The organism is Agrobacterium vaccinii (genome assembly GCF_021310995.1).
In the GTDB taxonomy this organism is placed as follows: domain Bacteria; phylum Pseudomonadota; class Alphaproteobacteria; order Rhizobiales; family Rhizobiaceae; genus Agrobacterium; species Agrobacterium vaccinii.
Genome location: NZ_CP054150.1, coordinates 1,553,988 through 1,578,165 on the forward strand (window position 1 = coordinate 1,553,988; position 24,178 = coordinate 1,578,165).

26 protein-coding genes are annotated in these 24,178 nt (G+C 58.2%); 14 read left to right on the top strand and 12 right to left on the bottom strand.

All coding sequences use genetic code 11. The features are described 5' to 3' along the window. Position 1: 1 nt before the first annotated feature. Positions 2-2,602, bottom strand: coding sequence for a cell cycle histidine kinase CckA (cckA, locus tag HRR99_RS07825; protein ID WP_233123396.1), 2,601 nt, complete (start codon positions 2,600-2,602; stop codon positions 2-4). A 358-nt stretch (positions 2,603-2,960) separates the two neighbouring features. Here cckA and HRR99_RS07830 point away from each other — a divergent pair, with 358 nt between their 5' ends. From HRR99_RS07830 to aat, 7 genes are all read left to right on the top strand, one after another. Continuing rightward, on the top strand, positions 2,961-4,145 hold the full coding sequence (locus HRR99_RS07830; RefSeq protein ID WP_233123397.1) for a flagellar biosynthetic protein FliO: 1,185 nt from the start codon (positions 2,961-2,963) through the stop codon (positions 4,143-4,145). Between the two features lie 169 nt (positions 4,146-4,314). After that, positions 4,315-5,214, top strand: a complete 900-nt coding sequence (locus HRR99_RS07835; RefSeq protein ID WP_233123453.1) for a DMT family transporter — start codon at positions 4,315-4,317, stop codon at positions 5,212-5,214. A gap of 85 nt (positions 5,215-5,299) precedes the next feature. Then, complete coding sequence (locus HRR99_RS07840; protein WP_233123398.1) at positions 5,300-6,427, top strand: S-(hydroxymethyl)glutathione dehydrogenase/class III alcohol dehydrogenase; 1,128 nt, start codon at positions 5,300-5,302, stop codon at positions 6,425-6,427. 200 nt (positions 6,428-6,627) lie between these two features. Then, positions 6,628-7,065 carry a type II 3-dehydroquinate dehydratase gene (gene aroQ, locus HRR99_RS07845; protein ID WP_111838271.1) on the top strand — a complete coding sequence of 146 codons (438 nt, stop codon included), beginning with the start codon at positions 6,628-6,630 and terminating at the stop codon, positions 7,063-7,065. Between the two features lie 28 nt (positions 7,066-7,093). Beyond that, entirely contained in the window at positions 7,094-7,576 is a 483-nt protein-coding gene (gene accB, locus HRR99_RS07850; protein ID WP_111838270.1) for an acetyl-CoA carboxylase biotin carboxyl carrier protein, read from the top strand. A gap of 11 nt (positions 7,577-7,587) precedes the next feature. After that, entirely contained in the window at positions 7,588-8,931 is a 1,344-nt protein-coding gene (accC, locus tag HRR99_RS07855) for an acetyl-CoA carboxylase biotin carboxylase subunit (protein WP_111838269.1), read from the top strand. A 3-nt stretch (positions 8,932-8,934) separates the two neighbouring features. Continuing rightward, complete coding sequence (gene aat / locus HRR99_RS07860; RefSeq protein ID WP_233123399.1) at positions 8,935-9,546, top strand: leucyl/phenylalanyl-tRNA--protein transferase; 612 nt, start codon at positions 8,935-8,937, stop codon at positions 9,544-9,546. Positions 9,547-9,555: 9 nt separating this feature from the next. On the opposite strand, the gene HRR99_RS07865 is transcribed toward aat, so the two are convergent. The 5 genes from HRR99_RS07865 to gatB form a co-directional block, all read right to left on the bottom strand. Beyond that, the gene (locus HRR99_RS07865) at positions 9,556-9,993 is read right to left on the bottom strand and encodes a DUF2155 domain-containing protein (RefSeq protein ID WP_233123400.1); all 438 of its coding nucleotides are present in this window, start codon (positions 9,991-9,993) and stop codon (positions 9,556-9,558) included. Positions 9,994-10,121: 128 nt separating this feature from the next. Beyond that, positions 10,122-10,520, bottom strand: coding sequence for an NADH:ubiquinone oxidoreductase subunit NDUFA12 (locus HRR99_RS07870; RefSeq protein WP_233123401.1), 399 nt, complete (start codon positions 10,518-10,520; stop codon positions 10,122-10,124). 109 nt (positions 10,521-10,629) lie between these two features. Further along, positions 10,630-11,094 (bottom strand): GNAT family N-acetyltransferase, encoded by a 465-nt coding sequence (locus tag HRR99_RS07875; protein WP_422387302.1) that lies wholly within the window; start codon positions 11,092-11,094, stop codon positions 10,630-10,632. A 5-nt stretch (positions 11,095-11,099) separates the two neighbouring features. Beyond that, entirely contained in the window at positions 11,100-11,597 is a 498-nt protein-coding gene (locus tag HRR99_RS07880; protein WP_233123403.1) for a GNAT family N-acetyltransferase, read from the bottom strand. Between the two features lie 165 nt (positions 11,598-11,762). After that, on the bottom strand, positions 11,763-13,265 hold the full coding sequence (gene gatB / locus HRR99_RS07885; RefSeq protein ID WP_233123404.1) for an Asp-tRNA(Asn)/Glu-tRNA(Gln) amidotransferase subunit GatB: 1,503 nt from the start codon (positions 13,263-13,265) through the stop codon (positions 11,763-11,765). A 151-nt stretch (positions 13,266-13,416) separates the two neighbouring features. On the opposite strand from gatB, the gene HRR99_RS07890 reads away from it, so the two are divergent. Further along, positions 13,417-13,695 (top strand): DUF1294 domain-containing protein, encoded by a 279-nt coding sequence (locus HRR99_RS07890; protein ID WP_233123405.1) that lies wholly within the window; start codon positions 13,417-13,419, stop codon positions 13,693-13,695. Positions 13,696-13,730: 35 nt separating this feature from the next. Here HRR99_RS07890 and HRR99_RS07895 read toward each other — a convergent pair whose 3' ends face one another. Continuing rightward, positions 13,731-14,240: a GNAT family N-acetyltransferase gene (locus HRR99_RS07895; RefSeq protein ID WP_111838477.1), complete on the bottom strand. Its 510-nt coding sequence runs from the start codon at positions 14,238-14,240 to the stop codon at positions 13,731-13,733. 104 nt (positions 14,241-14,344) lie between these two features. Then, positions 14,345-14,869: a bifunctional adenosylcobinamide kinase/adenosylcobinamide-phosphate guanylyltransferase gene (gene cobU / locus HRR99_RS07900; RefSeq protein WP_233121033.1), complete on the bottom strand. Its 525-nt coding sequence runs from the start codon at positions 14,867-14,869 to the stop codon at positions 14,345-14,347. 515 nt (positions 14,870-15,384) lie between these two features. On the opposite strand from cobU, the gene HRR99_RS07905 reads away from it, so the two are divergent. Beyond that, a complete protein-coding gene (locus HRR99_RS07905) occupies positions 15,385-16,071 on the top strand; it encodes a DUF599 domain-containing protein (RefSeq protein ID WP_111838261.1) in 687 nt (228 codons plus the stop codon). Between the two features lie 74 nt (positions 16,072-16,145). Continuing rightward, a complete protein-coding gene (locus HRR99_RS07910; RefSeq protein WP_233121035.1) occupies positions 16,146-17,114 on the top strand; it encodes an acetyltransferase domain-containing protein in 969 nt (322 codons plus the stop codon). A 3-nt stretch (positions 17,115-17,117) separates the two neighbouring features. Here HRR99_RS07910 and HRR99_RS07915 read toward each other — a convergent pair whose 3' ends face one another. Together HRR99_RS07915 and mgtE are read right to left on the bottom strand one after the other, a co-directional pair. After that, entirely contained in the window at positions 17,118-17,504 is a 387-nt protein-coding gene (locus HRR99_RS07915) for a MerR family transcriptional regulator (RefSeq protein ID WP_111838475.1), read from the bottom strand. A 165-nt stretch (positions 17,505-17,669) separates the two neighbouring features. After that, a complete protein-coding gene (gene mgtE / locus HRR99_RS07920; RefSeq protein ID WP_233123454.1) occupies positions 17,670-19,040 on the bottom strand; it encodes a magnesium transporter in 1,371 nt (456 codons plus the stop codon). Positions 19,041-19,409: 369 nt separating this feature from the next. Between mgtE and HRR99_RS07925 the strand changes: the two genes are divergently transcribed. From HRR99_RS07925 to HRR99_RS07935, 3 genes are read left to right on the top strand one after another with little or no spacing between them, the layout of a single operon-like run. Then, on the top strand, positions 19,410-21,716 hold the full coding sequence (locus HRR99_RS07925) for an FdhF/YdeP family oxidoreductase (protein WP_233121037.1): 2,307 nt from the start codon (positions 19,410-19,412) through the stop codon (positions 21,714-21,716). Further along, on the top strand, positions 21,716-22,042 hold the full coding sequence (locus tag HRR99_RS07930; RefSeq protein ID WP_233121039.1) for a hypothetical protein: 327 nt from the start codon (positions 21,716-21,718) through the stop codon (positions 22,040-22,042). The genes HRR99_RS07925 and HRR99_RS07930 overlap by 1 nt, the downstream gene beginning before the upstream one ends. 17 nt (positions 22,043-22,059) lie before the next feature. Further along, positions 22,060-22,551, top strand: a complete 492-nt coding sequence (locus HRR99_RS07935) for a peptide deformylase (protein WP_233121041.1) — start codon at positions 22,060-22,062, stop codon at positions 22,549-22,551. Here HRR99_RS07935 and HRR99_RS07940 read toward each other — a convergent pair whose 3' ends face one another. Continuing rightward, positions 22,552-22,974, bottom strand: a complete 423-nt coding sequence (locus tag HRR99_RS07940) for an OsmC family protein (protein WP_233121042.1) — start codon at positions 22,972-22,974, stop codon at positions 22,552-22,554. A 127-nt stretch (positions 22,975-23,101) separates the two neighbouring features. Between HRR99_RS07940 and HRR99_RS07945 the strand changes: the two genes are divergently transcribed. Beyond that, entirely contained in the window at positions 23,102-23,269 is a 168-nt protein-coding gene (locus tag HRR99_RS07945) for a Thivi_2564 family membrane protein (protein WP_103088505.1), read from the top strand. A gap of 72 nt (positions 23,270-23,341) precedes the next feature. Here the strand turns inward: HRR99_RS07945 and HRR99_RS07950 are convergent, their stop codons facing one another. Next, a complete protein-coding gene (locus HRR99_RS07950; protein ID WP_233121044.1) occupies positions 23,342-24,169 on the bottom strand; it encodes a TolB family protein in 828 nt (275 codons plus the stop codon). Between the last annotated feature and the right edge of the window lie 9 nt (positions 24,170-24,178).

The window sequence follows — 24,178 nt, forward strand, 5'->3', positions numbered from 1 at the left end:
GTCAATTTTCGCCATCCAGCATCTCGCGCACGGCCACGGCCAACTGCTTTAGCGAGAATGGCTTGGGCAGGAAACCGAACTTGGCATCGGCTGGCAGGTTCTTCGCGAATGCATCCTCGGCATACCCCGATACGAAGATGAACTTCATGTCGGGATAGGTCTTGCGAAGCTCCCGCAGCAGCGACGGGCCGTCCATTTCTGGCATCACGACGTCGGAGACGACGATATCGACCTTGCCGTCCAGCTCCTCCAGAACTTCCAGCGCTTCTGTGCCGGACCCGGCCTCGTGGACAGTGTAGCCGCGGGTTTCCAGCATGCGCTTGCCACCACGGCGCACCGCCTCCTCGTCCTCGACCAGCAGAACGACGGCGGATTTGCCGGTCAGGTCGAGAAGCTCTTCCTTGGCCGCAGCATCCTTGGCAGCCGCCGCGTCGGCGATGCCGCGAGCCGCAATTTCCTCTTCCGTCTGATGCACCACCTCGATGATGTGGCGCGGTAAGAAGATGCGGAAAGCCGTGCCCTTGCCCACTTCTGAATCGGGGTAGATGTAGCCGCCGGACTGCTTGACGATGCCATATACCATCGAAAGGCCAAGCCCCGTGCCCTTGCCCACTTCCTTGGTGGTGAAGAACGGCTCGAAAATCTTGTCCATAATCTCCGGCGGAATACCGGTGCCGGTATCGGCAACCTCGATCATCACGAGGTCTTCGGACGGAATATCCGAACGTCCCAGCGCGACGACTTCTTCCGCAGACATGTTGCGGGTCATGATCTTGATCTTGCCACCATCCGGCATCGCATCACGGGCGTTAACGCAGAGGTTGATCAGTACCTGCTCGAACTGCGACAGATCGGTTTTCACTGGCCACAGATCGCGCCCGTAATCCACCTCCAGCTTGACATTGGTGCCGGAAATCAACCGGTCCACCAGCATGCGCAGATCGCCGATGACGTCGGTCAGGTTCAGCACCGCCGGGCGCATCGTCTGCTTTCGCGAGAACGCCAGCAACTGGCGCACGAGAACGGCGGCGCGGTTGGCGTTGCGCTTGATTTCCATCAGATCGGCAAAGCTGGCATCGGCAGGCCGCGCCTGTAGCAGCAGATGGTCGGAAGATAGAAGAATGGCGGTCAACACGTTGTTGAAGTCATGTGCGATGCCGCCAGCCAGCGTACCCACGGCATTCATCTTCTGAGTCTGCGCCATCTGCGTTTCGAGCGCCTTCTGCTCGGTCACCTCAATGGCGTAAACAATGGCAACCTCTTCCGGCGCCTCATCGTCCTGGTCGATCACGGCGTGAACGTAGAAGCGGAAATGCCGCGCCTCATCGGTCGGATGGCGGGAATCGAACGGTGGAATATCGCCTTGGCGGTCCTTGGCGGCATCGATGGCCTGCAACAGCTTCGGCTTATCGTTGTCGTGCAGCACGGCATCCAGCACCACGCCATTGTCGATATCGTCACGACCGACGACGCCGGAAAACAGTTTCAGGAACGGCGCGTTGGTGCGCAGAATTCGGCCATCACCATCCAGCGAGGCAATCGCCATCGGCGTGTTGTTGAAAAAGCGGGTGAACCGCATGGCCGAGGCCGATTCGGCGTTCGCCTTGCCCTTGGCGCGCATCAGCACGATGGTCCGGCTTTCACCTGGCGCACCGTCGCGCGTGCCGGTGACCTGATGAACGAGACGCGCTGGCATGCTCTGGCCATTGACCCGGCGCATATCCAGATCCAGCATTTCGGTGCGGTTCGATCCGGCCTGCGGCTGAACGGATTCGATCAGCGCCATGCCCTCACCCGCGACGATATCGGAAACCGTCAGCGAACCGGGAGAAAACTGCGCAAGATCAATGCCCAGCCATTCGGAAAGCGTGGCGTTGAGATAAACGATCTCGCCCTTCTTGCCCGCAGAGAAGAACCCGGCAGGCGCATGGTCGAGATAGTCGATGGCGTTCTGCAGCTCGCGGAAAAACCGCTCCTGATCTTCCCGCTCCGTGGTGATGTCGGCAATCTGGAAAACGTGGAGTGCCTTATCGTTTGTGTCCCTCAAAAGCCGGGCTTTGAGGCGGTACCAGTGCGGCCCGGCCTGCGACGTATTGGCACTCAACGGCTTCAGCAGCCGGAATTCCTCGTAACCGTCGTTACCATCACGCAAGCCGTTGATGAGGCGATAGAGCGCTTCCGTCGATTCCCGATCCCGCGACAGCAGCGTCTCAAGGCTCTGGATGTCTGTGGCCTTGGTCGCGCCGGTCATCTGGCAATAGGTGGCATTGGCGTAGACCAGCCGCCCCTTGGGGTCGGTGATCAGGGTGCCATCGGGATGGGAAGAGAGAAACCGGCGCGCCATGCCATCGGATTGCGATTGCGGCATGACCTCGATGAAGCCGATGGCCGACGACACCAGAAAGAAGATGCCGAGCATGGCCAGCACGCCGAGAATGCCGAGTACGACTTCGTTTTCCAGCGAGTCCTTGAAATAAACGAAACCGACAGCGGCAGCCACGAGGACGAGGGCCAACAGCAGGATGCGCAACAGGGTGCCGGATCTGGCGCGCCTGTCCACCAACGGAAAGTCATTGTCGCTGGCTTGGCTGACCTTGGTCATGGAGGCTCTAACCCTTGCAGTTTTGCCGATCCTCGCACATCAGAACACAAATGCCCCTGATGGAATCGCTTTTGTCTATCCCTTGTAGCAATTCGCTGAAATATCAAAAAGCTCCGCATCACCATAAACCTTTGTCAATACACAGCGAATGCAAGGTTTTGGATGCGATATGGCTGCCTGCGTGGCACCTTTGCCACGTCAAAACGTTGTCGCTGATTGAAACGCACCGCAATTTGGTGGCGCACGCAGCATAAAAACTTGTACTTGACGGAAAAAAATCGTCTTTTCGCTTCAACCGGCTTGAAAAATTCAGACAAGGCAATCATTTGCCCCACAAAATGCAAGAGGGACTGGCTCGATGATGGAAGATTTTATCGGCACATATGGCAACAACCTCATCGTTGCTGTTGTTGGTGTCGGCGTGGCACTTCTGGCTTTGGCCATCGTCCTGTGGCTCATTCGCAGACGCGGCGGCTCGTCGCCTTTCATTCGTGGTGGTAAAACCCGTCAACCGCGCTTGCAGGTGCTGGATGCCGCAGCTGTGGATGCCCGGCGCAGGTTGGTGCTGGTGCGCCGCGACAATGTCGAACACCTCGTCATGATCGGCGGCCCGACCGATATCGTCATTGAAAGCGGCATTGGCGCCATTCCCTTCATGAAGGACGTGCGCGACCCGCAGGACGACATGCTGCCAGCGCCACCAGCCGAAAAAGCAATTCCGCCGAGCCGCACGCGTGCGCTTCCCACCGTGAAGGAAGAGGAAAGCCGTCCCGCACCGTCCATTCCTGCGGCAGCACCGGCACCACAGCCCGAATTGCGCCCAGCCCCAGCCGCCGTCCAGCCACCCGCGCCTGTGGCAAGCCCAAGGCCTGCACCGACGCCGGCACCAGCACCTCGGCCAGTCACACCACCATCCCCACCTGTGACAGCAGCCCAGCCGGTCGCCGCCCCTTCGCGTCCTGCGCTGCCAGTGGCTCCCGCCCCGCGCGTCGTTGCCAAGGAGCCGATTGCACCTGCAATGACAGCACCCATCGTACCAGCCGTAACCGCAGCATCGCTCGCCGTCGAGCCAGTCGTGAAGCAGCCTCCGGTCGCTCCACCCCAGCCCGCTGCGGTCGCACCTGACGCCGCGCCAGAGCCGGTCGCTTCCAGAGAACCGTTCATCGACCAGAACAATGCGGGAGACTTTCTGGATGCCGCCCGCGAACGCGTCCTGCCCACATTCACCACTGCCGCACCCATCGCAGCCACAGCCTCGATTGCCAAGCCGGAGCCGCTGGCACCCGGCGATAACGGTCCCGTCTTCGGCGATCAGCTGACCAGCGATTTCGAGAGCTTCCTCGAGGCTGAAATTGCCAAGAACGCCGCTGCCACGCCTGATATCACCTCCGACATCAGACCCAAAATTAATATCGAGCCGACATGGCCGACAGAACCGCAGCAGACCGTCTCGCCGCCCGTATCGGATGGCGCTGCCGATAGCGATGTTCAGAAGGAAATGGCCCGCATCTTCGGTGAAATGGCCGTCACCCGCGACAAGTAACGGCACTTCGTCATTTCATGGATCGTTACGCATTCGGCCCGCCTCTCGGCGGGCCTTTCCATACGTGATGCCGGTTGCCATCCTCTCGCGACTCTGATCAAGATCGCGACGGGGAACAAAGGGTGATCATGTGAACAATTCGGCAACTGGCTCTGCGGCGCTCAAAGGCATGCTCATCATGGCGACATGCATGATCGTGCTGCCAGTCATGGATGCCATTGCCAAATATATGGCCACCAGCGAAGGCATGTCACCGGCTCAGGTGACGTTCTATCGCTTCTTCTTCCAGCTCGTCTGCACCCTGCCCCTGCTGCTAATCATGTCGCCTCGTGCACTGCTTTCCGCCAAACGGCCATGGCTCAACCTGTTGCGCGGAGTGTTGCATGCCGCCGCGAGCCTCGCCTTCTTCGCTGCCGTCAAATACATGCCGCTGGCCGATGTCTTCGCCATCTATTTCGTCGAACCCTTCCTGCTGACCATGATGTCCGCGCTGTTTCTGGGCGAAAAAGTCGGCTGGATGCGCTGGAGCGCGATTGCTGTCGGCTTCATCGGTGCGATGATCGTCATTCAGCCGAGCTTCGAGGTTTTCGGCTGGACCTCGCTTCTCCCCGTTGCCTGCGCCTTCCTCTTTACACTCTACCTCTTCCTCAACCGCGCCATGGGCGATGCCGATAGCCCGCTGGTCATGCAAACGATGGCGGGTATCGCCGGTACGATTTTCATGGGCGCAGCTCTTTTGATCGGCCACGGGTTTGGAGATGTGAATTTCGAAATGTCGCTGCCCGGGTGGGGCCACGGCCTCGTGCTTCTGGTGCTGCTCGGCTCCATTTCCGGCTACATGCACCTTCTCGTCGTCAAGGCCTTCCGTCTCGCGCCGGTATCGCTTCTGGCACCCTTTCAATATTTCGAGATCATTTCGGCAACTGTGTTGGGCTATGTGCTGTTTGCCGATTTCCCCACGGCGTCGAAATGGGTGGGTATTTTCATCATTGTCGCGTCAGGCCTGTTCATCATCTGGAGAGAGCGGCGCGCCGCAAGGCCAACCATCGTGGATGTCGCAGAAGTGTGACGAATGTCGCCCACCGCCCTTGTTCCTGTCGCAGAGGTCGGGCAAAAGTCTTTTCGAATAAAACGAATATTATCAGGAGACGAATATGGACGTTCGCGCCGCAGTCGCTGTTCAGGCAGGCAAGCCACTCGAAATCATGACGGTACAGCTTGAAGGCCCGCGCGCCGGCGAGGTCTTGATCGAGGTCAAGGCGACCGGCCTTTGCCACACGGACGATTTCACGCTTTCGGGCGCTGACCCAGAAGGCCTGTTTCCAGCGATTCTCGGTCATGAAGGCGCAGGCATTGTGGTCGATGTCGGCCCCGGCGTCACCTCGGTCAAGAAGGGCGACCACGTCATTCCGCTTTACACGCCCGAGTGCCGCGAATGCCCGTCCTGCCTGTCGCGCAAAACCAATCTCTGCACCGCCATCCGCTCCACCCAGGGACAAGGCGTCATGCCGGATGGCACCAGCCGTTTTTCCATCGGCAAGGACAAAATCCACCACTATATGGGCTGCTCGACCTTCGCGAATTACACGGTTCTGCCGGAAATCGCGGTCGCCAAGATCAACCCGGACGCTCCGTTCGACAAGGTCTGCTACATCGGTTGCGGCGTCACCACCGGTATCGGCGCCGTCATCAACACCGCCAAGGTCGAAATCGGCTCCACCGCCATCGTGTTCGGTTTGGGCGGTATCGGCCTCAACGTCATTCAGGGCCTGAAGATCGCTGGCGCCGACATGATCATCGGTGTCGATCTCAACAATGACAAGAAGGCATGGGGCGAACGCTTCGGCATGACCCACTTCGTCAATCCGAAGGATGCGGGCGATGATATCGTGCCTTACCTCGTCAATCTGACGAAGCGTGGTGCAGACCAGATCGGCGGCGCGGATTACACATTCGATTGCACCGGCAATACCAAAGTCATGCGTCAGGCCCTGGAATCCTCGCATCGCGGCTGGGGCAAGTCAGTCGTCATTGGCGTGGCCGGTGCCGGTCAGGAGATTTCCACGCGTCCCTTCCAGCTCGTCACAGGCCGCACATGGATGGGCACCGCCTTTGGTGGCGCGCGCGGTCGCACGGATGTGCCGAAGATCGTCGACTGGTACATGGAAGGCAAAATCCAGATCGACCCGATGATCACCCACACCATGCCGCTTGAAGACATCAACAAGGGCTTCGAAATGATGCATTCCGGCGAAAGCATCCGTGGCGTCGTCGTCTATTGATCGATCAACCAACGCCCTTTGGCCTTTGCGGTCGAAGGGCGTTGCCCTGTCAGTCGCAGCGCAGTGCATTGCGTCATCCACTTCAAAACACGCCATAAACGCCAGAAGATTAAGGACAACCAGCGCTTTACGCGCTTCGGGGCTTTTCCTTCGCGGTCGCGCGGTCTATAGGTGGCGCTGATTTTTTAGCGGAACGACAAATGAGCAACACGATCTTCGTCCTCAATGGACCTAATCTCAACATGTTGGGAAAACGTGAGCCGGGCATTTATGGCGGCAAGACGCTGAAAGACATCGAGAACGATTGCATCAAGGCTGGCGAAGAGCTGGGCTTTGCAGTCGAGTGCCATCAGTCCAACCACGAGGGCGCGCTGGTCGATCTGCTGCATGAGGCTGGAGAACGCGCCGTCGGCGTCGTTATCAATCCCGGTGCTTACGGCCATACGTCGATTGCCATGCATGATGCGATCAGAGCCATCTCCGTGCCCGTGGTGGAAGTTCACATCTCCAACATCCACGCACGTGAGGAATTCCGCCATAAATCGATGATAGCGCCCGCTGCAAAGGGAATGATTTGCGGCTTCGGGCCTTATGGCTACATCATGGCGCTCAACGCCTTGAAAAATATCACGGCATAAAAAGAAACAATCAGAAATAGGGTTTGTCATGTCTGAAAAGAAAAACGGTATCGACAAGGAACTGATCCGCGACCTCGCGAACATTCTCAACGACACCGACCTTTCCGAGATCGAGGTCGAGCAGGACGATCTGCGCATCCGCGTTTCGCGCGCAGCGCCCGCACCTGTTTACGCAACCGCACCTGCGCAGTATGCCCCTGCTCCCGCAGCAGCGCCTGCTGCCGCACCGGCAGTTGCGCCCGGCAATGCTGCACCAGCCGCACCTGCCCGCAACCCGGCCAACACCGTGACATCGCCCATGGTCGGCACGGCTTACCTGTCGTCCGCCCCCGGCGCGCGTCCTTTCGTTGAAGTCGGCGCCACCGTCAAGGAAGGCCAGACGCTTCTGATCGTTGAAGCCATGAAGACCATGAACCAGATCCCTGCACCGAAGTCGGGCAAGGTCACGGAAATCATCGTCAACGACTCGCAGCCAGTCGAGTATGGTGAAGCCCTCGTGGTCATCGAATAAGGGCTGATTTCATGGTATCCAAGATCCTCATCGCCAATCGCGGCGAAATCGCCCTTCGCGTGTTGCGCGCCGCCAAGGAACTCGGCATTCCAACGGTTGCCGTCCACTCCACGGCTGACGCGGATGCCATGCATGTGCGCCTCGCCGATGAGAGCGTCTGCATCGGGCCGCCACCATCGCGTGATAGCTACCTCAACATCCACCAGATCGTTGCTGCCTGCGAAATCACCGGTGCGGATGCCGTTCACCCCGGCTACGGCTTCCTGTCTGAAAACGCCAAGTTCGCCGATATTCTCGACGCCCACGGCATCACCTTCATCGGACCGACCGCCGATCACATCCGCATCATGGGTGACAAGATCACGGCAAAGCAGACGGCGCAGGAACTCGGCATTCCCGTCGTTCCCGGCTCTGACGGCGAAGTAAAGCCTGAGAACGCGCTGGAGATCGCTCGCAAGATCGGATTCCCCGTTCTCATCAAGGCCACCGCTGGCGGCGGTGGACGCGGCATGAAGGTTGCCAAGGACGAATCGGAAGTCGAGGAAGCTGTTTCTACGGCCCGCTCCGAAGCGCTTGCCGCTTTCGGCAACGACGCCGTCTACATGGAAAAGTACCTCGGCAAGCCACGCCACATCGAAGTTCAGGTGTTCGGCGATGGTGAAGGCAAGGCCATCCATCTGGGTGAACGCGATTGCTCGTTGCAGCGCCGCCACCAAAAGGTTCTGGAAGAAGCGAACTCGCCGGCGCTGACCGTCGAACAGCGGATGAAGATCGGCGAGATTTGCGCCGATGCCATGCGTAAGCTGAAGTATCGTGGCGCCGGCACCATCGAGTTCCTGTACGAAAATGGCGAGTTTTATTTCATCGAAATGAACACCCGTCTTCAGGTGGAGCATCCGGTTACGGAAGCCATCACCGGCATGGACCTCGTGCAGGAGCAGATCCGCGTTGCCTCCGGCCAGGGCCTTTCCGTGACGCAGGATCAGGTGACATTCAGTGGCCATGCCATCGAATGCCGCATCAACGCCGAGGACCCGCGCACCTTCGTGCCGTCTCCCGGTACTTTGACCTACTTCCACACACCCGGCGGCCTCGGCGTTCGCGTCGATTCCGGTGCCTATCAGGGCTACAAGATACCGCCATATTACGACAGCATGATCGGCAAGCTGATCGTGCATGGTCGCAACCGTGACGAATGCATTCGCCGCCTTCGCCGCGCGCTCGACGAATTCGTCGTAGACGGTATCAAGACCACCCTGCCGCTGTTTCAGGACCTTCTGCAAAACGAAGACATTCTGAAAGGTGATTACGACATTCACTGGCTGGAAAAATATCTGGCCGGTGACGCGAAGTAAGACATGGGACGGCGCGGCAGAAACAACGACATCGATGTCGATATTCTGCTGCGCGCCTACTCCATCGGCCTGTTTCCCATGGCCGATTCGGCAGATGACCCAGAACTCTTCTGGGTCGAGCCGGAGATGCGGGGCATCATCCCGCTCAATGATTTCCACGTTTCTAAAAGCCTTGCCAAGGCCATCCGCAAACGCCCTTTCGACATCCGCTTCGATGCGGATTTCGAGGGTGTGATGGCGGGTTGCGCCGCAGAAGCGCCGGATCGTCCCAGCACCTGGATCAATCAGACGATCCGCAAGCTCTACGTGGAACTCCATGAGATCGGCCACGCCCATAGCGTCGAAGCGTGGGAAGGCGACGAGCTGGTCGGCGGTCTCTACGGTGTGTCCTTGGGCTCAGCCTTCTTCGGCGAGAGCATGTTCTCCCGACGCACCAATGCCTCGAAGATTTGCCTCGTCCATCTGGTCGAGCATCTGCGCGACAAAGGCTTCACGCTCCTCGACACGCAATTCACCACCGAACATCTCAAGACGTTCGGCGCAATCGATGTTCCGAAGGCTGAGTACGCGAAGATGCTGGAGCCTGCCGTCAGCAGGCCAAGCCTCGCATTCTGATTTCAGAGATCACTTGCTGGCGGTGGATGGCGCAGGCACATCCGATTCCTGCTTGCAGCCCGTCAGCCAGACGTCATAGATCGGGTGCTCGACGGCATTAAGGCCCGGGCTGTCGGCGAACATCCAGCCCGTGAAGATGCGCTTGATCTTGCGGTCGAGAGTGATTTCATCGACCTCGATGAAGGCATCGATCTTTTGCGCTTCTGTATCGTCTCGCGAATAGCAGACCTTTGGAGTGACCTGAAGCGCGCCGAATTGCACGGTTTCGTTCAGATAGACATCGAAGGACGTGATGCGACCGGTGATCTTGTCGATGCCGGAAAATACGGCGACACGGTTTTCGATTCGGGCGGCGGAGGCTGGGGTGACCAGGGCGGTCATGGGCACGAGCGTAAACAGTGAAACAGCCAGTGCACGCAAAGAGGTTTCCCGCGTGAATTTTCCCATGTCGAACCGTCTCCAGAAAGATTTCCCGCACCATCGGGCGCGGGCTCAACGCCTACAGGCGGAATGTGGCGAAAGCGGGTGGCGTTTCAATGCGAAGAGCGCACATTCACGGCGGACCCGCACCGCGATCAGTTGCCGGGCGTCCAGGCATCGTAGTCGCCGGTGACGCGTGGACGTTCGCCAGCAACGGCCAGAGAGCCCTGCGGGCGGTAGGCGTTCGATGTGCCGGTCAGGTTGGGCACATGCGGCTTTTCCCATTCGCGAGCGGCATAGTTTTCCTGGCTCGGCGGAACGTCGGTGCGATAATGCATCCAGCCATGCCAGCCGGGCGTGATCGCAGAGGCTTCGGCGTAGCCATTGTAGATGACCCAGCGACGTGGCATGCCCCAGGATGTGGTGCCGCCTTCGTAATAGGTATTGCCCAACTCATCCGTGCCGACCTTCTTGCCGAAACGCCATGTGTGAAAGCGCGTTCCAATCGTCTGGCCGTTCCACCAGGTGAAGATTTGCGTCAGGAGAGTCTTCATTATCCATTCCTCGGGCTTGAGTGAAACGCGACGACGTGATGTGCGCTGCACAGCAAAAGCTTATGCCGCTCCACGGGCCAATTGTCCAGTATTTCCCGTGCTGCGGACGCTATTTCAGCGTCATGCTGAAGCCGAGATGGCGCTGCTCGAAGCCGAGCCGTTGATAAAAGCGGTGCGCATCCACCCGTGCCTTGTTAGATATCAACTGGACGTTTTTGACGCCGCGCTCTCTCGCATCCTCGATGCAGTGGCGGATCATGATCGCGCCGATGCCGCGACCGCGCATATCCGCCCGAGTCTGCACCGCTTCGATCTTCATCGACGTCGCGCCGCGCCCGACCAGCTTGGTCAGAATCACCGTCTGAAACGTGCCGACGACCTCGCCGTCCAGTTCCGCCACATAAAGCGTCTCGTTGGAGGATTCCTCGATGGCATGAAAAGCCGCGAGATAATCCGGCATGGCCGATCGATCAGCAGTATCGCCGTGACCACCAATATCATCGGCGGCGAACATGGCGGCCAGCGACGGGATGTCGTCCTCGCGAGCAAATCGGATGGTGAGATTCTCAACCATGGTGTTCATCGGGACAGCGTTTTCTCCATGACGATGCCGGGCAAACCCTCGACACCCGCCATGCGTTCGACGCGATCGACCTCAACGAAACCGACGCCCTCATAGAACGAAATCGCGGCCTTGTTCCTAGGCTCCACCTCAAGGCGCATGATGTCCGCATCGGGAAAGCAAGTCTCGAGCTCGGCGAACATATCGTGCCCGATGCCCTGACGCTGAAACAGCGGATCGACGTAGAGCTGGTGCAGCAGCGCCGTTTTCACCATCCTGGTCGACATGGCCGCATAGCCCATGCCACCAATGCGCTTGCCGTCATCCGCCACCAGAAACTCGCCACCCTTTTTCTGGATACGCTCCTTCATCGCGGCTGGAGAATGCCAGTCGGCGATGAGTGCTGCGGTCTTTTCCGCACCGTAGAGCGTATCGTAGGTGGCGTGCCACGTTCGGGCCAGCAGTGCCCTCACCGCCTCGATATCGCGCTCATTGGCTGTCCGAATGAAAAACACGTCTTGCTCCGTCTGAGAATGCCTGTCGGTTTTCATGCCGCCACCCCGCACTTGATGCGGGGTCCAGTGCGATCAAGTCCTTGATCGCAGAAGACTCTTTAGCAGCGCAGACGCGCCGCCGCTGGATTCCGGCTCGAGGCCGGAATGACGGAGCGAGAGTAGGCCTTACTCCTCGATACCCAACTTCGCCTTGACCAGTTCCTGCACGGCCTGCGGGTTGGCTTTGCCGCCAGTGGCCTTCATGACCTGACCGACGAACCAGCCAGCCAGCGTTGGCTTGGCCTTGACCTTCTCGACCTGATCCGGGTTGGCAGCGATGATCTCGTCCACGGCCTTTTCGATGGCGCCTGTGTCGGTGACCTGCTTCATGCCACGGCTTTCCACAATCTCCGCCGGGTTGCCGCCCTCGTTCCAGACGATTTCGAACAGGTCCTTGGCGATCTTGCCGGAGATGGTGTTTGCCTTGATGAGATCGATGATACCGCCCAGCTGATCGGCCGAAACAGGCGTTTCCTCGATACCCTTGCTCGCCTTGTTCAGCGCGCCGAGCAGATCGTTGATGACCCAGTTGGCGGCAATCTTGCCGTCACGTCCCTCGGCGACGAGCTCGTAATAATCGGCAATTGCCTTTTCCGAGACCAGGATCGACGCATCGTAGACCGACAGGCCGAGCGAGCTGACGAAGCGCGCCTTCTTGTCATCGGGCAGTTCCGGCAAATCCTTGTTCAGCGCCTCGATATAGGCATCGTCAAATTCCAGCGGCAGCAAATCCGGGTCGGGGAAATAGCGGTAATCATGCGCGTCTTCCTTGGAGCGCATGGAGCGCGTCTCGCCCTTGCCGGGATCGAACAGGCGGGTTTCCTGATCGATGGAGCCGCCATCTTCCAGAATGGCGATCTGGCGACGGGCCTCGTATTCGATGGCCTGACCGATGAAGCGGATGGAGTTTACGTTCTTGATTTCGCAGCGTGTGCCGAAGGCCTCGCCCGGCTTGCGCACGGAAACGTTCACATCGGCGCGCATGGAGCCTTCGTCCATGTTGCCATCGCAGGTGCCGAGATAGCGCACGATGGAACGCAGCTTGGTCATATAGGCCTTGGCTTCATCGGAAGAGCGCATGTCGGGCTTGGACACGATTTCCATCAGCGCCACGCCGGAACGGTTCAGGTCCACATAGGACATGGTCGGATGCTGGTCATGCATCGACTTGCCTGCATCCTGCTCCAGATGCAGACGCTCGATGCCGATTTCGATATCCTCGAAATTGCCCTGACGGTCCGGTCCGAGCGAAATCACGATCTGGCCCTCACCGACGATGGGGTCCTTGAACTGCGAAATCTGATAGCCCTGCGGCAGGTCAGGATAAAAGTAGTTCTTGCGGTCGAAGATGGAGCGCTTGTTGATCTGTGCCTTCAAGCCCAAACCGGTACGCACGGCCTGCGCCACGCATTCCTCGTTGATCACGGGCAGCATGCCCGGCATGGCGGCATCCACCAGCGACACGTTGGAGTTCGGCGCATTGCCGAAGGTGGTGGAAGCGCCGGAAAACAGCTTGGAATTGGAGAGGACCTGCGCGTGAACCTCCATGCCGATGACGATTTCCCAATCGCCGGTCGCGCCGGGAATGAAGCGTTTCGGGTCTGGTGTGCGCACGTCTACAAGGGTCATATCAAGCTCTTAATATACGGAATGTCTGTCTTTGGTGAGGTAGAGCAATTGGCACCGTGGCGCAAGGCTTGTCGCGCCAAAGGCATCATCGGCATGAGATTTCGAGGCGAGAGAATACCATTTCCTTACAATTCAAGGTTTAATCGCGCGCATGATGATTCTCGGTTTGCTCCTCGGCACTTATATTGCATTCAACCTCTTCGTTTTCCTGGTCTTCTGGTGGGATAAGGAAGCGGCGCGAAATGGCGAATGGCGCGTGCGCGAAAGCACGCTGTTGTTGCTGGCCTTTCTGGGCGGCACGGCTGGGGCGATCCTGGCGCAACGCCTGCTGCGCCACAAGACGCGCAAGGAACCTTTCCGCAGCATTCTACTGTCCATCGCAATCCTTCATGTCGGCGTCGCACTTTCGCTCGTCATCATGCCGCAATAGCCCGAGAGGTTGTTTATCGAGGCTGAGAATGCGGTTCAAAAATCGAAGCCGTAACTGTCATCGCTGATGTGAACGAACTGCTTTTCGAGGCCGATGGATTGCACGTCCCGATCAAGCCGGGTGGAGTATTTCATGGAAAACCAGCTGACGCCGTAGCCGTGCTTGCGGAAAAACTGGACGGCACGTTCGTTCTGGGCGTGGCTTTCCAGCTTTGCCGAGGGGAAATTGCGCGCCACGATCTGCCGCTCGATCTCGACCAGAAGCGCCGCGCCGACACCCTGACGCTGGTGCGGTGGATCGACCCAGAAATCGGAAATCGTATCGTCGAAATGCTCCCGCGCCGCCCAGCCGACAATGCCCCCGCCTGCCTCCGCCACCGTGATCGCCGCCCATGACGCATGGGTGAAATTCTCGAAAGCATACCGCGCATTCTCCCGCAACGCCTCCGTCACACCAATCACCGCAGTCGCCTCCGCCCAAGCCCGCAACCCAATGGCCGCCAGCACTGCTGCATCCGTTTCTCTCGCAGGGCGAATATGGATCACGCTGTTTCTCTGTTTTGGGGATGATTAGGAGTTGTATGGGTTCGATAACTGGGTCTGACCGCACATTCCGCTACACAATGTAGCGCGATGTATCAGCGTCCTTCCTACCCCTTCATCCTCAAAGGCAGCCCTGCCGCAATAAAATAAACCTCCCCCGCCACAGCCGCGATCTGCTGGTGCAAACGCCCTGCATGGTCGCGAAATTCCCGGGCCATCCGGTTCTCCGGCACGATCCCAAGCCCAACCTCGTTGGACACGAACACAATCCGCGCCCGCGCAGTCGCAGCATGCGTAACCAGAGGGGCAAAGGCCGATTCGACATCCCGCCCCTCCTCCATCATCAGGTTCGTCACCCAAAGCGTCAGGCAATCGACCAGAATGATGTTCTCCGGCTCGTCCAACCGCTGCAAAACTTCGGTCAGCGCAAGCGGCTCTTCATGCGTCGTCCACACGTCGCCGCGGCGGTCGCGGTGGTGGGAAATGCGGTCTTTCATCTCATCGTCCCAAGCGCGACCGGTGGCGATGTAATGCGCGGTCCCACTGCCCGCGAGAACGAGATTCTCGGCAAAGGCCGATTTGCCGGAGCGCGCACCGCCCAGCACCAGCACAGAGCGAGCGGCGTCAGACATCGAACAGCATTTGGCTAGGATGATGAAACGATCCGGCAGCCATTGCGGTTTGAAGCGCAAGCCGGGGGGCATTCGACATGAAAAGAGAACGATTCGTAGATATGGAGGCGTTCTCCCGGTCAATCATGCCATGCGCGCCCGGTAGAGGATCGGAACCTGTTTGCCCGCCCGCATTGTGCAAGACATGTCAGCAAACCCACTCGATGCAAAAGCGCCGGATCGTCTTGATAAGGTAGGTTCAGTCAGGAAAATTGTCAAATGCCGCAAAGCAAAAACCGCGCTACGCCAGAGCGCAAACGCGGTATTGAAATCCTCCGCAACAGCGGGGAATGGCACACCGGTACGCAAAACAAATCCGGCGTGCACGAACACCAATAACGGTAGTTCGTTACCGGATGGTTAGCGCAAACAGGAAAAGAACGGAGGGATGAGTTTTCATCCAGATTGCCATGCATTCAAATCGCATCAATATAGCGCGGGAGATTCGGGCGCGACCAAAAGGATAGACTGTGATCATGACGACCGTGGATTATCTAGCGTTGATTGTCTTTCTGGTGCTGTGGACGTCCTACACGCTCATCACAACGTCGAAGTCGGCATTTGGCCGCACCAGCCTCAACCTGGCCATGGCCGAACGGCGTCGTCAGTGGATTTACAATTCGCTGACCCGCGATCTGAAAATGATCGACACCCAGATCATGGCGGGACTACAGAACGGAACGGCTTTTTTCGCGTCTACGTCGATTTTCGCCATCGGCGGATGCTTCGCACTTCTAGGCGCAACGGATCAGGTCGAATCGGTGTTTCGGGATATGCCGTTTGTTCATTATGCAGGCCGCACCGCCTTTGAAATGAAGGTCATCGGCCTCACCTGCCTGTTCGGCTATGCTTTCTTCAAATTCGGCTGGTCCTATCGCCTATTCAATTACTGCACCATTCTCTTCGGCGGTATGCCCATGATGCATCAGGCGAACGAGAACAGGCAGGCCGCCGAACATGCTGCCGAAAACGTCATCCGCATGAACATCATCGCCGCGAAGAATTTCAACGATGGCCTGAGAACCATTTTCTTCTCCATCGGTTATCTCGGCTGGTTCATCAGCCCTTACGTGTTCATGGCGTCGACCATCATCATCATGGTGGCGTTGTTGCGCAGGCAGTTCTTCTCGGAAGCGCGCCGCGCGATCATGGACGACCTGTGAAATGCCATGAAAACGACGCACTTCACAGGCGAAGCGCTGCCAGCAGTTTGTAACCGTTGCAAAGGACGGAATTGATGAGTGAAGTCCCTGTAACGCCCACGGAACTTAAGACAAAGGGCAGGATCGGCGCGCTCGATACGCTGCGCGGCTTTGCGCTGATTGCCATGGCGAGCTACCATTTTACCTGGGATCTGGAGATGTTCGGATATCTCGATCCAGGCACGGCGACCCAAGGGTGGTGGCGGCTTTACGCCCGCGCAATCGCGAGTTCGTTCCTGTTTCTTGCCGGTTTCAGCCTTTACCTTGCCCATAGGCGCGGCGTTCACTGGCCGTCCTTCGGCAAACGTTTTGCGATGGTGGCAGGCGCGGCTCTTCTGATTTCCGTCGCGACCTATTTTGCCGTACCGGATGGCTGGATATTCTTCGGTATCTTGCACAATATCGCAGCCGCCAGTCTGATTGGCTTGCTGTTTTTGCGGCTTCCGTTTGTCGTAACGCTGGTTTTCGCCGCCCTTGCGCTGCTGGCACCTCGTTATCTCAGCTCGGATAGCTTCAACCCCATATGGCTGTCATGGATCGGCCTTTCGACCGTCCCTCCCCGGTCCAACGACTATGTTCCGCTCCTGCCGTTCCTCGCACCATTTCTACTGGGACTTGCCGTTTCGCAATTCGTCACGCCACGTGGCTGGCTGGACCGTTTCAGAAAGCCCAGTGGACGCAAGAACGTCCTTGCCTTCTTCGGGCGTCACAGCCTGCTGTTTTACATTGTCCACCAGCCGATCCTGATCGGCATCGTCTATCTGGCATCCCTCATCGCCCCGCCACCGCCGGTCGATCAAGTCGAGGCATATAAGAAAAGCTGCGAGGCCAGCTGCATGCAGCAGCAGAACGGGCTGAAACTATGCCAGAGCTTCTGCGGATGTACGCTGGAAAAGCTTCAGGCGGAAAGCCTGTTCGACCCTATGATGGCCAACAGTCTCCAGCCTGAGCAGCAGTCGAAGATTGGCGAGATCGCCTCGCAATGCTCGAACCAGATCCAATAAGGATCAGGTGCCGACGCCGATTTCGGCGAGCCGCGTGAGGCAGGCCTCTTCGACATTGTCGAGCTCCGCCAAGGTTTCCTCAATGTCCTTGCGCTTCTGACGGAGATCAGCGCGCTTCTCATCGACCTTCTTCATCAACAGAACGAGCTGCCCGGACTCACCCGGCGGCTCCTTGTAGACCTGAATGATTTCGCGAATTTCAGCGATGGTGAAGCCGATGCGGCGACCGCGCAGAATTTCCTGAATGAGCCTGCGGTCTGCCATGCGAAACAGCCGCGTGCGGCCCCGCCGCTCAGGATGGATCAAGCCCTCATCCTCATAGAAGCGGAGTGTGCGGGTAGAGACCCCAAATTCGCGTGTCAGTTCCGTGATGCTATAATACTTGTTCAAGGCTTCATCCGATTCTGGAGCATCGGACCGAAAATAACACACGGTTTTCGGAATATCCGTTGCTCAAACAACAAGATAGAATGACGAAGCGTTCCGCGCCTGCCAGTTTTATCTTTTAGCAATTCAATATGATTGACCTTCACGTAAAAGTCAATTTTGAAGCCATCAGATGGAAACGCCGAACCACCAGGTCGCGAGGCCAAGGAACGAAAAGAAACCGACGATGTCGGTAACAGCGGTCACGAAGACAGCCGATGACACCGCAGGGTCCGCGCCAAATTTATCCAGCAGCAATGGGATGATGATGCCGGCGATCGCTGCGGCGAACATGTTGATCAGCATGGCTGTCGCAATGATACCGCCCAGATTGACATCATTGAACCAGAGGCCAGCGATAACGCCGATCGCGCAACCGAACAGCGCGCCGTTGAGCAAACCCACACCAGCTTCACGCCGGATAATTCGGGCGGCATTGTGAATATCGAGATTCTTGGTGGCGAGCGCGCGCACCGAAACCGTCATGGTCTGCGAGCCTGCATTGCCGCCCATTCCAGCCACGATCGGCATCAAAACGGCCAACGCCACGATCTGCTCGATCGTCGCATCGAAGAGCCCGATGACGGAAGCAGCCATGAAAGCCGTGATGAGATTGACCGCTAGCCACGGCACACGTGAACGGGATGTCACCGCGATGGAGTCGGACAGTTCTTCGTCACCCACACCGCCCAAGCGCAGCAAGTCTTCCTCGGCTTCTTCCTGAATAACGTCGACAACGTCATCGATCGTGAGCACGCCGACGAGGCGACCGTTGTCGTCAACCACAGCTGCGGACAGCAAGTCGTACTGCTCGAAAAGCTGCGCCGCCTCCTCCTGGTCCATCTCGGCTGCAATCGGATGGTTAGTCTCGTGCATGATCGATTCGACCTTCACCTGCCGCTTGGAGCGCAGCAAACGGTCGAGATCAAGCGCGCCAACCAGCTTGAAGGTGGGGTCGACGACGAAGATTTGGGAAAAGGATTCGGGTAGTTCTTCCTCTTCACGCATGTAATCGATGGTTTGGCCGACCGTCCAGAAGGGCGGCACGGCCACGAATTCCGTCTGCATACGGCGACCAGCCGAGCTTTCGGGGTAATCCAGCGCACGCAGCAACCTGACACGCTCGGTAAATGGCATCTGCGCAAGAATGTCCTCGCGGTCTTCGCGGTCCATGTCTTCGAGAATGTAAACGGCGTCGTCCGAATCCATTTCGCCGATACCGGCAGCGATCTGGTCGTTCGGCATCTGCTCGACGATATCGAGGCGGATAGCTTCATCCACCTCGGTCAGCGCAGTCATGTCGAAATCGGCACCCAGCAGACGCACCATGGCGTGACGCTGGTCAGGCTGGATGGATTCGAGCAGGTCACCCAGCTCGGATTCGTGCAGCCGCGCTACGTTCTGACGCAGAAACAGGACGTCGCGGTCGCCGATGGCCGCGCCCACCATTGCGAGGAAATCCGACCGGATAGAGCCGTCCTCGGAATAGATGTCCGCCATGATCTCGGGCCTTTTGGCATCTTCCGGCACGGGATGATGGTGGTCGGATTGCGTCAAGTTGCGCCCCTTTTTCCGGTTGATTTGCCTGCTTCGCGAAGGGCTGGAGAATGGCTGTTAAAAGCACAATGTCAACAACAGGATAGGACAAAATAAGTTGCATTTTGCCCGCTGCTTTCGCCCCCGGCGTGAGACGATGCATTAACCGCAGCCTAACACTATCGCCGAATTGATCGCCCTGCCCGTGTGGTTATGAAGTTACGAGTTGACATATGCCAGTTATGCAGGAATCTGAAGCAAAGTGCCGAAAATATAACCGCCGGGATGGCACCCGGACGAGCGGCAAATAACAAATCGGAAAGAGACCTTATAATGGGCAAGATGGATTTCATCGGAAAGGCTTCCAGCGCGGCTGGCGGCTGGGGTGCACTCAAGAGCGTGGGCAAGCGCCTGCTGGAATCGGGTGCTCCGATTTCCGGTGCCAGAACCCTGCTCAAGGCCAATCAGCCGGACGGTTTCGATTGTCCCGGCTGCGCATGGGGTGACCCGGAGCACGGCTCCTCCTTCGAGTTCTGCGAAAACGGCGTGAAGGCCGTGGCATGGGAAGCGACTGAAGCGCGCGTTCCACCGGACTTCTTTGCCAGCCACACGGTGTCCGAACTCCGCACCTGGTCGGATTACAGCCTCGAAAAGCAGGGCCGCCTGACGGACCCATTGCGCTACGACCGCGCGACAGACAAATATCTGCCCGTTTCCTGGGACGATGCCTTTGCTGAAATCGGCGGCGTTCTGAAGAGTCTCGACAGCCCTGATCGCGCCGAGTTCTACACCTCAGGTCGCGCTTCCAACGAGGCAGCCTTCATCTACCAGTTGATGGTTCGTCTCTACGGCACCAACAATTTCCCTGACTGTTCCAACATGTGCCATGAGGCAAGCGGCGTTGGCCTCAAGGCCTCCGTCGGCGTCGGCAAGGGTACGGTTCTGTTGGAGGATTTCGAGAAGGCGGATGCCATTTTCGTCATCGGCCAAAACCCCGGCACCAACCATCCGCGCATGCTGGGTGACCTGCGCCGTGCGGCCCTTCGTGGCGCGCGCATCGCGGTCTTCAACCCGATCCGCGAAAAGGGTCTGGAACGCTTCACCGATCCGCAGGACAAGATCGAAATGATCACCGGCGGCAACACCAAGATTGCCACCAACTATTACCAGCCACGTCAGGGCGGCGACATGGCCGCGGTGCGCGGCATGAGCAAGGCGGTGTTTGCGGCTGATGACGCAGCTCGCGCGGCTGGCAAGCCTGCGGTCATCGACTATGATTTCCTTGCCGAACATGCGGTGGAGTTCGACGCTTACAAAGCTACCGTAGAGGCGACGAGCTGGGAAGAAATCCTCGACCAGTCCGGCCTGACCCGCGAGCAGATCGAAGAAGCCGCTGGTATCTACATGGCGTCGAATGCCGTGATCGCGACTTGGGCCATGGGCATTACCCAGCACAAGCACTCGGTCATTACTATCAGAGAAATCACCAATTTCATGCTGCTGCGCGGCAATATCGGCCGTCCTGGCGCGGGCCTCTGCCCGGTGCGTGGCCACTCCAACGTTCAAGGCGACCGCACGGTTGGTATCGACGAGAAGGCCCCGCCTGCCCTGCTCGATGCGCTGGAAAAGGAACTTGGCGTGCCAATGCCGCGTAACCGTGGCCACAACACGGTTGAAGCCATCAGCGCCATGCTGGATGGCAAGGCACAGGCCTTCATCGCGCTGGGCGGCAACTTCCTGCGCGCCACACCGGACAGCCCGCTGATCATCAAGGCGTTCGAAAAGCAGAAGCTGACGGTCAACATCGCCACCAAGCTCAATCATTCGCATCTGGTACCCGGCGAAACATCCTTCATCCTGCCCTGCCTTGGCCGCACCGAAATCGACCGCAACTCGCAGGGTAAGTCGCAAATCGTGACCGTGGAAGATTCCATGAGCATGGTGCACGGCTCTGGTGGTATCAACGAGCCCGCGTCGCCGGAACTGCGCTCGGAAGTCGCCATCATCGCCGGTATTGCGGCAGCCACGCTCGGCAACGAGCACGTTCAGTGGGCGAAGCTGGCCGACGATTACGACCTGATCCGCGATATGATCTCTCGCGTGCTGCCAGGCTTCCACGAATTCAACGAGCGTGTGCGCGTGCCGCGTGGCTTCCATCTCCGCAATGCTGCGGCAGAAAGAGAGTGGAATACGCCTGCCAAGAAGGCCACCTTCTTTACGGGCGCCCTGCCTGAAAAGACCGACCATCAGGAAGCGCTTTCCAAAACTGGCATCTTCGTTCTGCAGACCTTCCGCAGCCACGATCAGTACAACACCACGATCTACGGCATGGATGACCGCTATCGCGGCGTCTATGGCGAGCGGCAGGTGATTTTCATGAACCCGAAGGACATGGAAAAGCTGGGTGCGCATGCCAAGCAGCGTGTGGATGTCATCGGTGAATATGGCGACGGCGTCGAGCGCATTGCGGAAAACTTCCGCCTCGTGCCCTACAACATTCCAGAAGGCAGCGTCGGTGGCTATTACCCGGAACTGAACGTTCTCGTGCCGTTGCACAGCTATGGCGAAGGCAGCTTCACGCCGACATCGAAATCCGTTCTGGTCTCGGTTCGCCTGCGCACAGAGGCAGAGGCCGCCTGATGAATGACGATCAATCCGCCGCGCGCTTTCTGGCCGTTGCGGAACAGATCAGCCAAACGGCCCCGGTTGCGCTCGACGCCACCGGGGCCGCGCTCGTTGCAGCGGTTCACCTTGGCATCGGCAATGACAGTCGCAGCCTTTCCAATAAGCTCGGCATTGCGCACGCCCTGGTGCTGCGGGAAATCAACGCGCTGTCTGGCCGCATGCTGACCATCGTCAAGCGCGATGCGCGCACGCAGCGAACATGGGTGGACCTTACGGATGAGGCATCGTCCCTTGCATCTGCCTCCCAAATCCTGCTTAAGAGCTCGCTTACAGCCGAATAGAATAAATGGAACGTCCCATGCCAACTCGTTCTATCGTGTTCTACCCGCATCCGGCGCTTGGCTCCTATTGCGAGCCTGTGACTGAGTTCGGGCCCGAACTCGCGCAACTCGCACAGGATCTGGTGGAAACGATGCGCGCCGCCCCCGGCGTCGGCATCACTGCCGCGCATGTCGGCGTGCTGCAACGCCTCTTCGTGCTGGAGCTGAAACCGGGTGATGTTAGAATCTACGTCAATTCAGAGATTCTGGACACATCTGATGAAACCATGCGCCACGTCGAAGGCAGCGTATCCATGCCGGGCTTTACCGAAGAGGTAGAGCGCCCCTCCAAGGTGACGCTGCGTTTTCAGGATGTCTCCGGCCAGTGGCACGAAGAGCAGGCGGAGGGTTTCAACGCCATCTGCATCCAGCACGAGATCGACCAGTTGAACGGCATGTTCTGGCTCAAGCGCCTGTCGAAACTCAAGCGCGATCGCTTGATCCGTAAATGGGAAAAGGCACAGCGCTGATTATTCGACGGAGAGACCGAACGCGGCGTCACCACGCAACGTGTTGCTGACGGTGCAAATCTCCTCGGCCTGATGAGCGATAGCCTGTTTCGTCTGCGCATCGAAATCGCCGATGATCTTAAGGCGCATCTCGAAATGCGTGACCCGTGCCGGCTCCCCCTCGGACTTCTCGCCGGTTACCCGCGCCTCCACGCTTTCGAAACGGTCTAGCATCCCCATGCGGCTGGCCGCGATGCGAGCGCTCAGCACCAGACAGGCGGCGAGCGAGGAGTAAAGCAGGTCGAGCGGATTGAAACCGGGCTCGGACGCAGCCGTGACGACGGCGAGTGCACCGCCGGTCGGCGTTGCGATCTGCGGGTGACCGTTGCGCCCCAATGTTGCGGTAGCACCGGTCTCGCGCTTCTTTACCCTGACTTCGCTCACGCCCATTTCCTTAATTTCGAATTTTCAGAAATTACATTTTGCACAATGGAACCAAAATACCCGTTTGTGCTTTTACTCACGGAACGGTGATCGACCGTTACAGATTTATAAATAGGAGCTGGGACATATGGCTACAGGCGCACTCGTAAGTATTCTGATCACATTTCTGGTCATCGTACTCATTCTTTGGCTGATCAACCGCCTGCCCGTTGGCGGCAGCGCGAAGCAGATCGCACAGGTAATCGTAATCATCATCGGTATTATTTCCCTGCTGAAGTATCTCGCAGTGTTCTAAGAACTATGGACTGACCGATATCAGGCCCGACTGGAGCTATCTCCAGTCGGGCTTTATTGTGCTTTTAGAACTCTATTCGGGAAAGTACCTGACATAGGCGAATTCATCACCATCAGGTGACCAATTGGGAGAATTCATTGTGCCCTGCCCGCCGAAGAGTTCGAAAAGCGTCTCCACATTGCTTCCATCCACATCCATCAGCCGCACTCTTACATCGAGATCGCGCGGATGATCGAAAACGTCGGCGTCGTAGGAAACGAACACCACCTTGTCACCCCTCGGTGACGGATGTGGAAACCAGTCGCCATATTGGCTGTCCGTGACGCGCTCGACCGCCGAGCCATCCACACGCACGCGCCAGATCTGCATCAATCCCGTACGGCTGGAATTGAAATAAATCCACTGTCCATCCGCCGAATAATCGGGTCCGTCATTACGTCCCTCGCCGTGGGTCAGACGTGTCTCGGTCGCGGTCTCGACGTCCATCGAATAGATATCGAAAACCTGATCGCGAATGCCGCAATAGGCAAAGCTTTTGCCATCGGGAGACCAGCCATGCCAGTAGGACGGCAGATTATGCGTCATCAGCCTTGGCGCACCACCTTCAGAAGGCAGAAGGTAAATCGTGCTTTTGCCAAACTCCACCTTGTCGGAAATAGCATAGAGCGAACCATCCGGCGAAATGCCGTGGTCGTTGTTGCACTCGCTCGCAAAACCCGTATCGAATTTCTTGACTGCTGCATCACCAGTCAGTGACAGGCGGTAGAGCAACCCCTCGCTGTTCAGCAAAAGATACGTACCATCCGGCGACCAGTTGGGCGCTTCGAACAGTTCCGGTGTCTGCCAGACCACCCGGTTTTCCCGTGTGCGAATGTTGAAGATTTCAACGGAACTGCGCATAAAACTCCT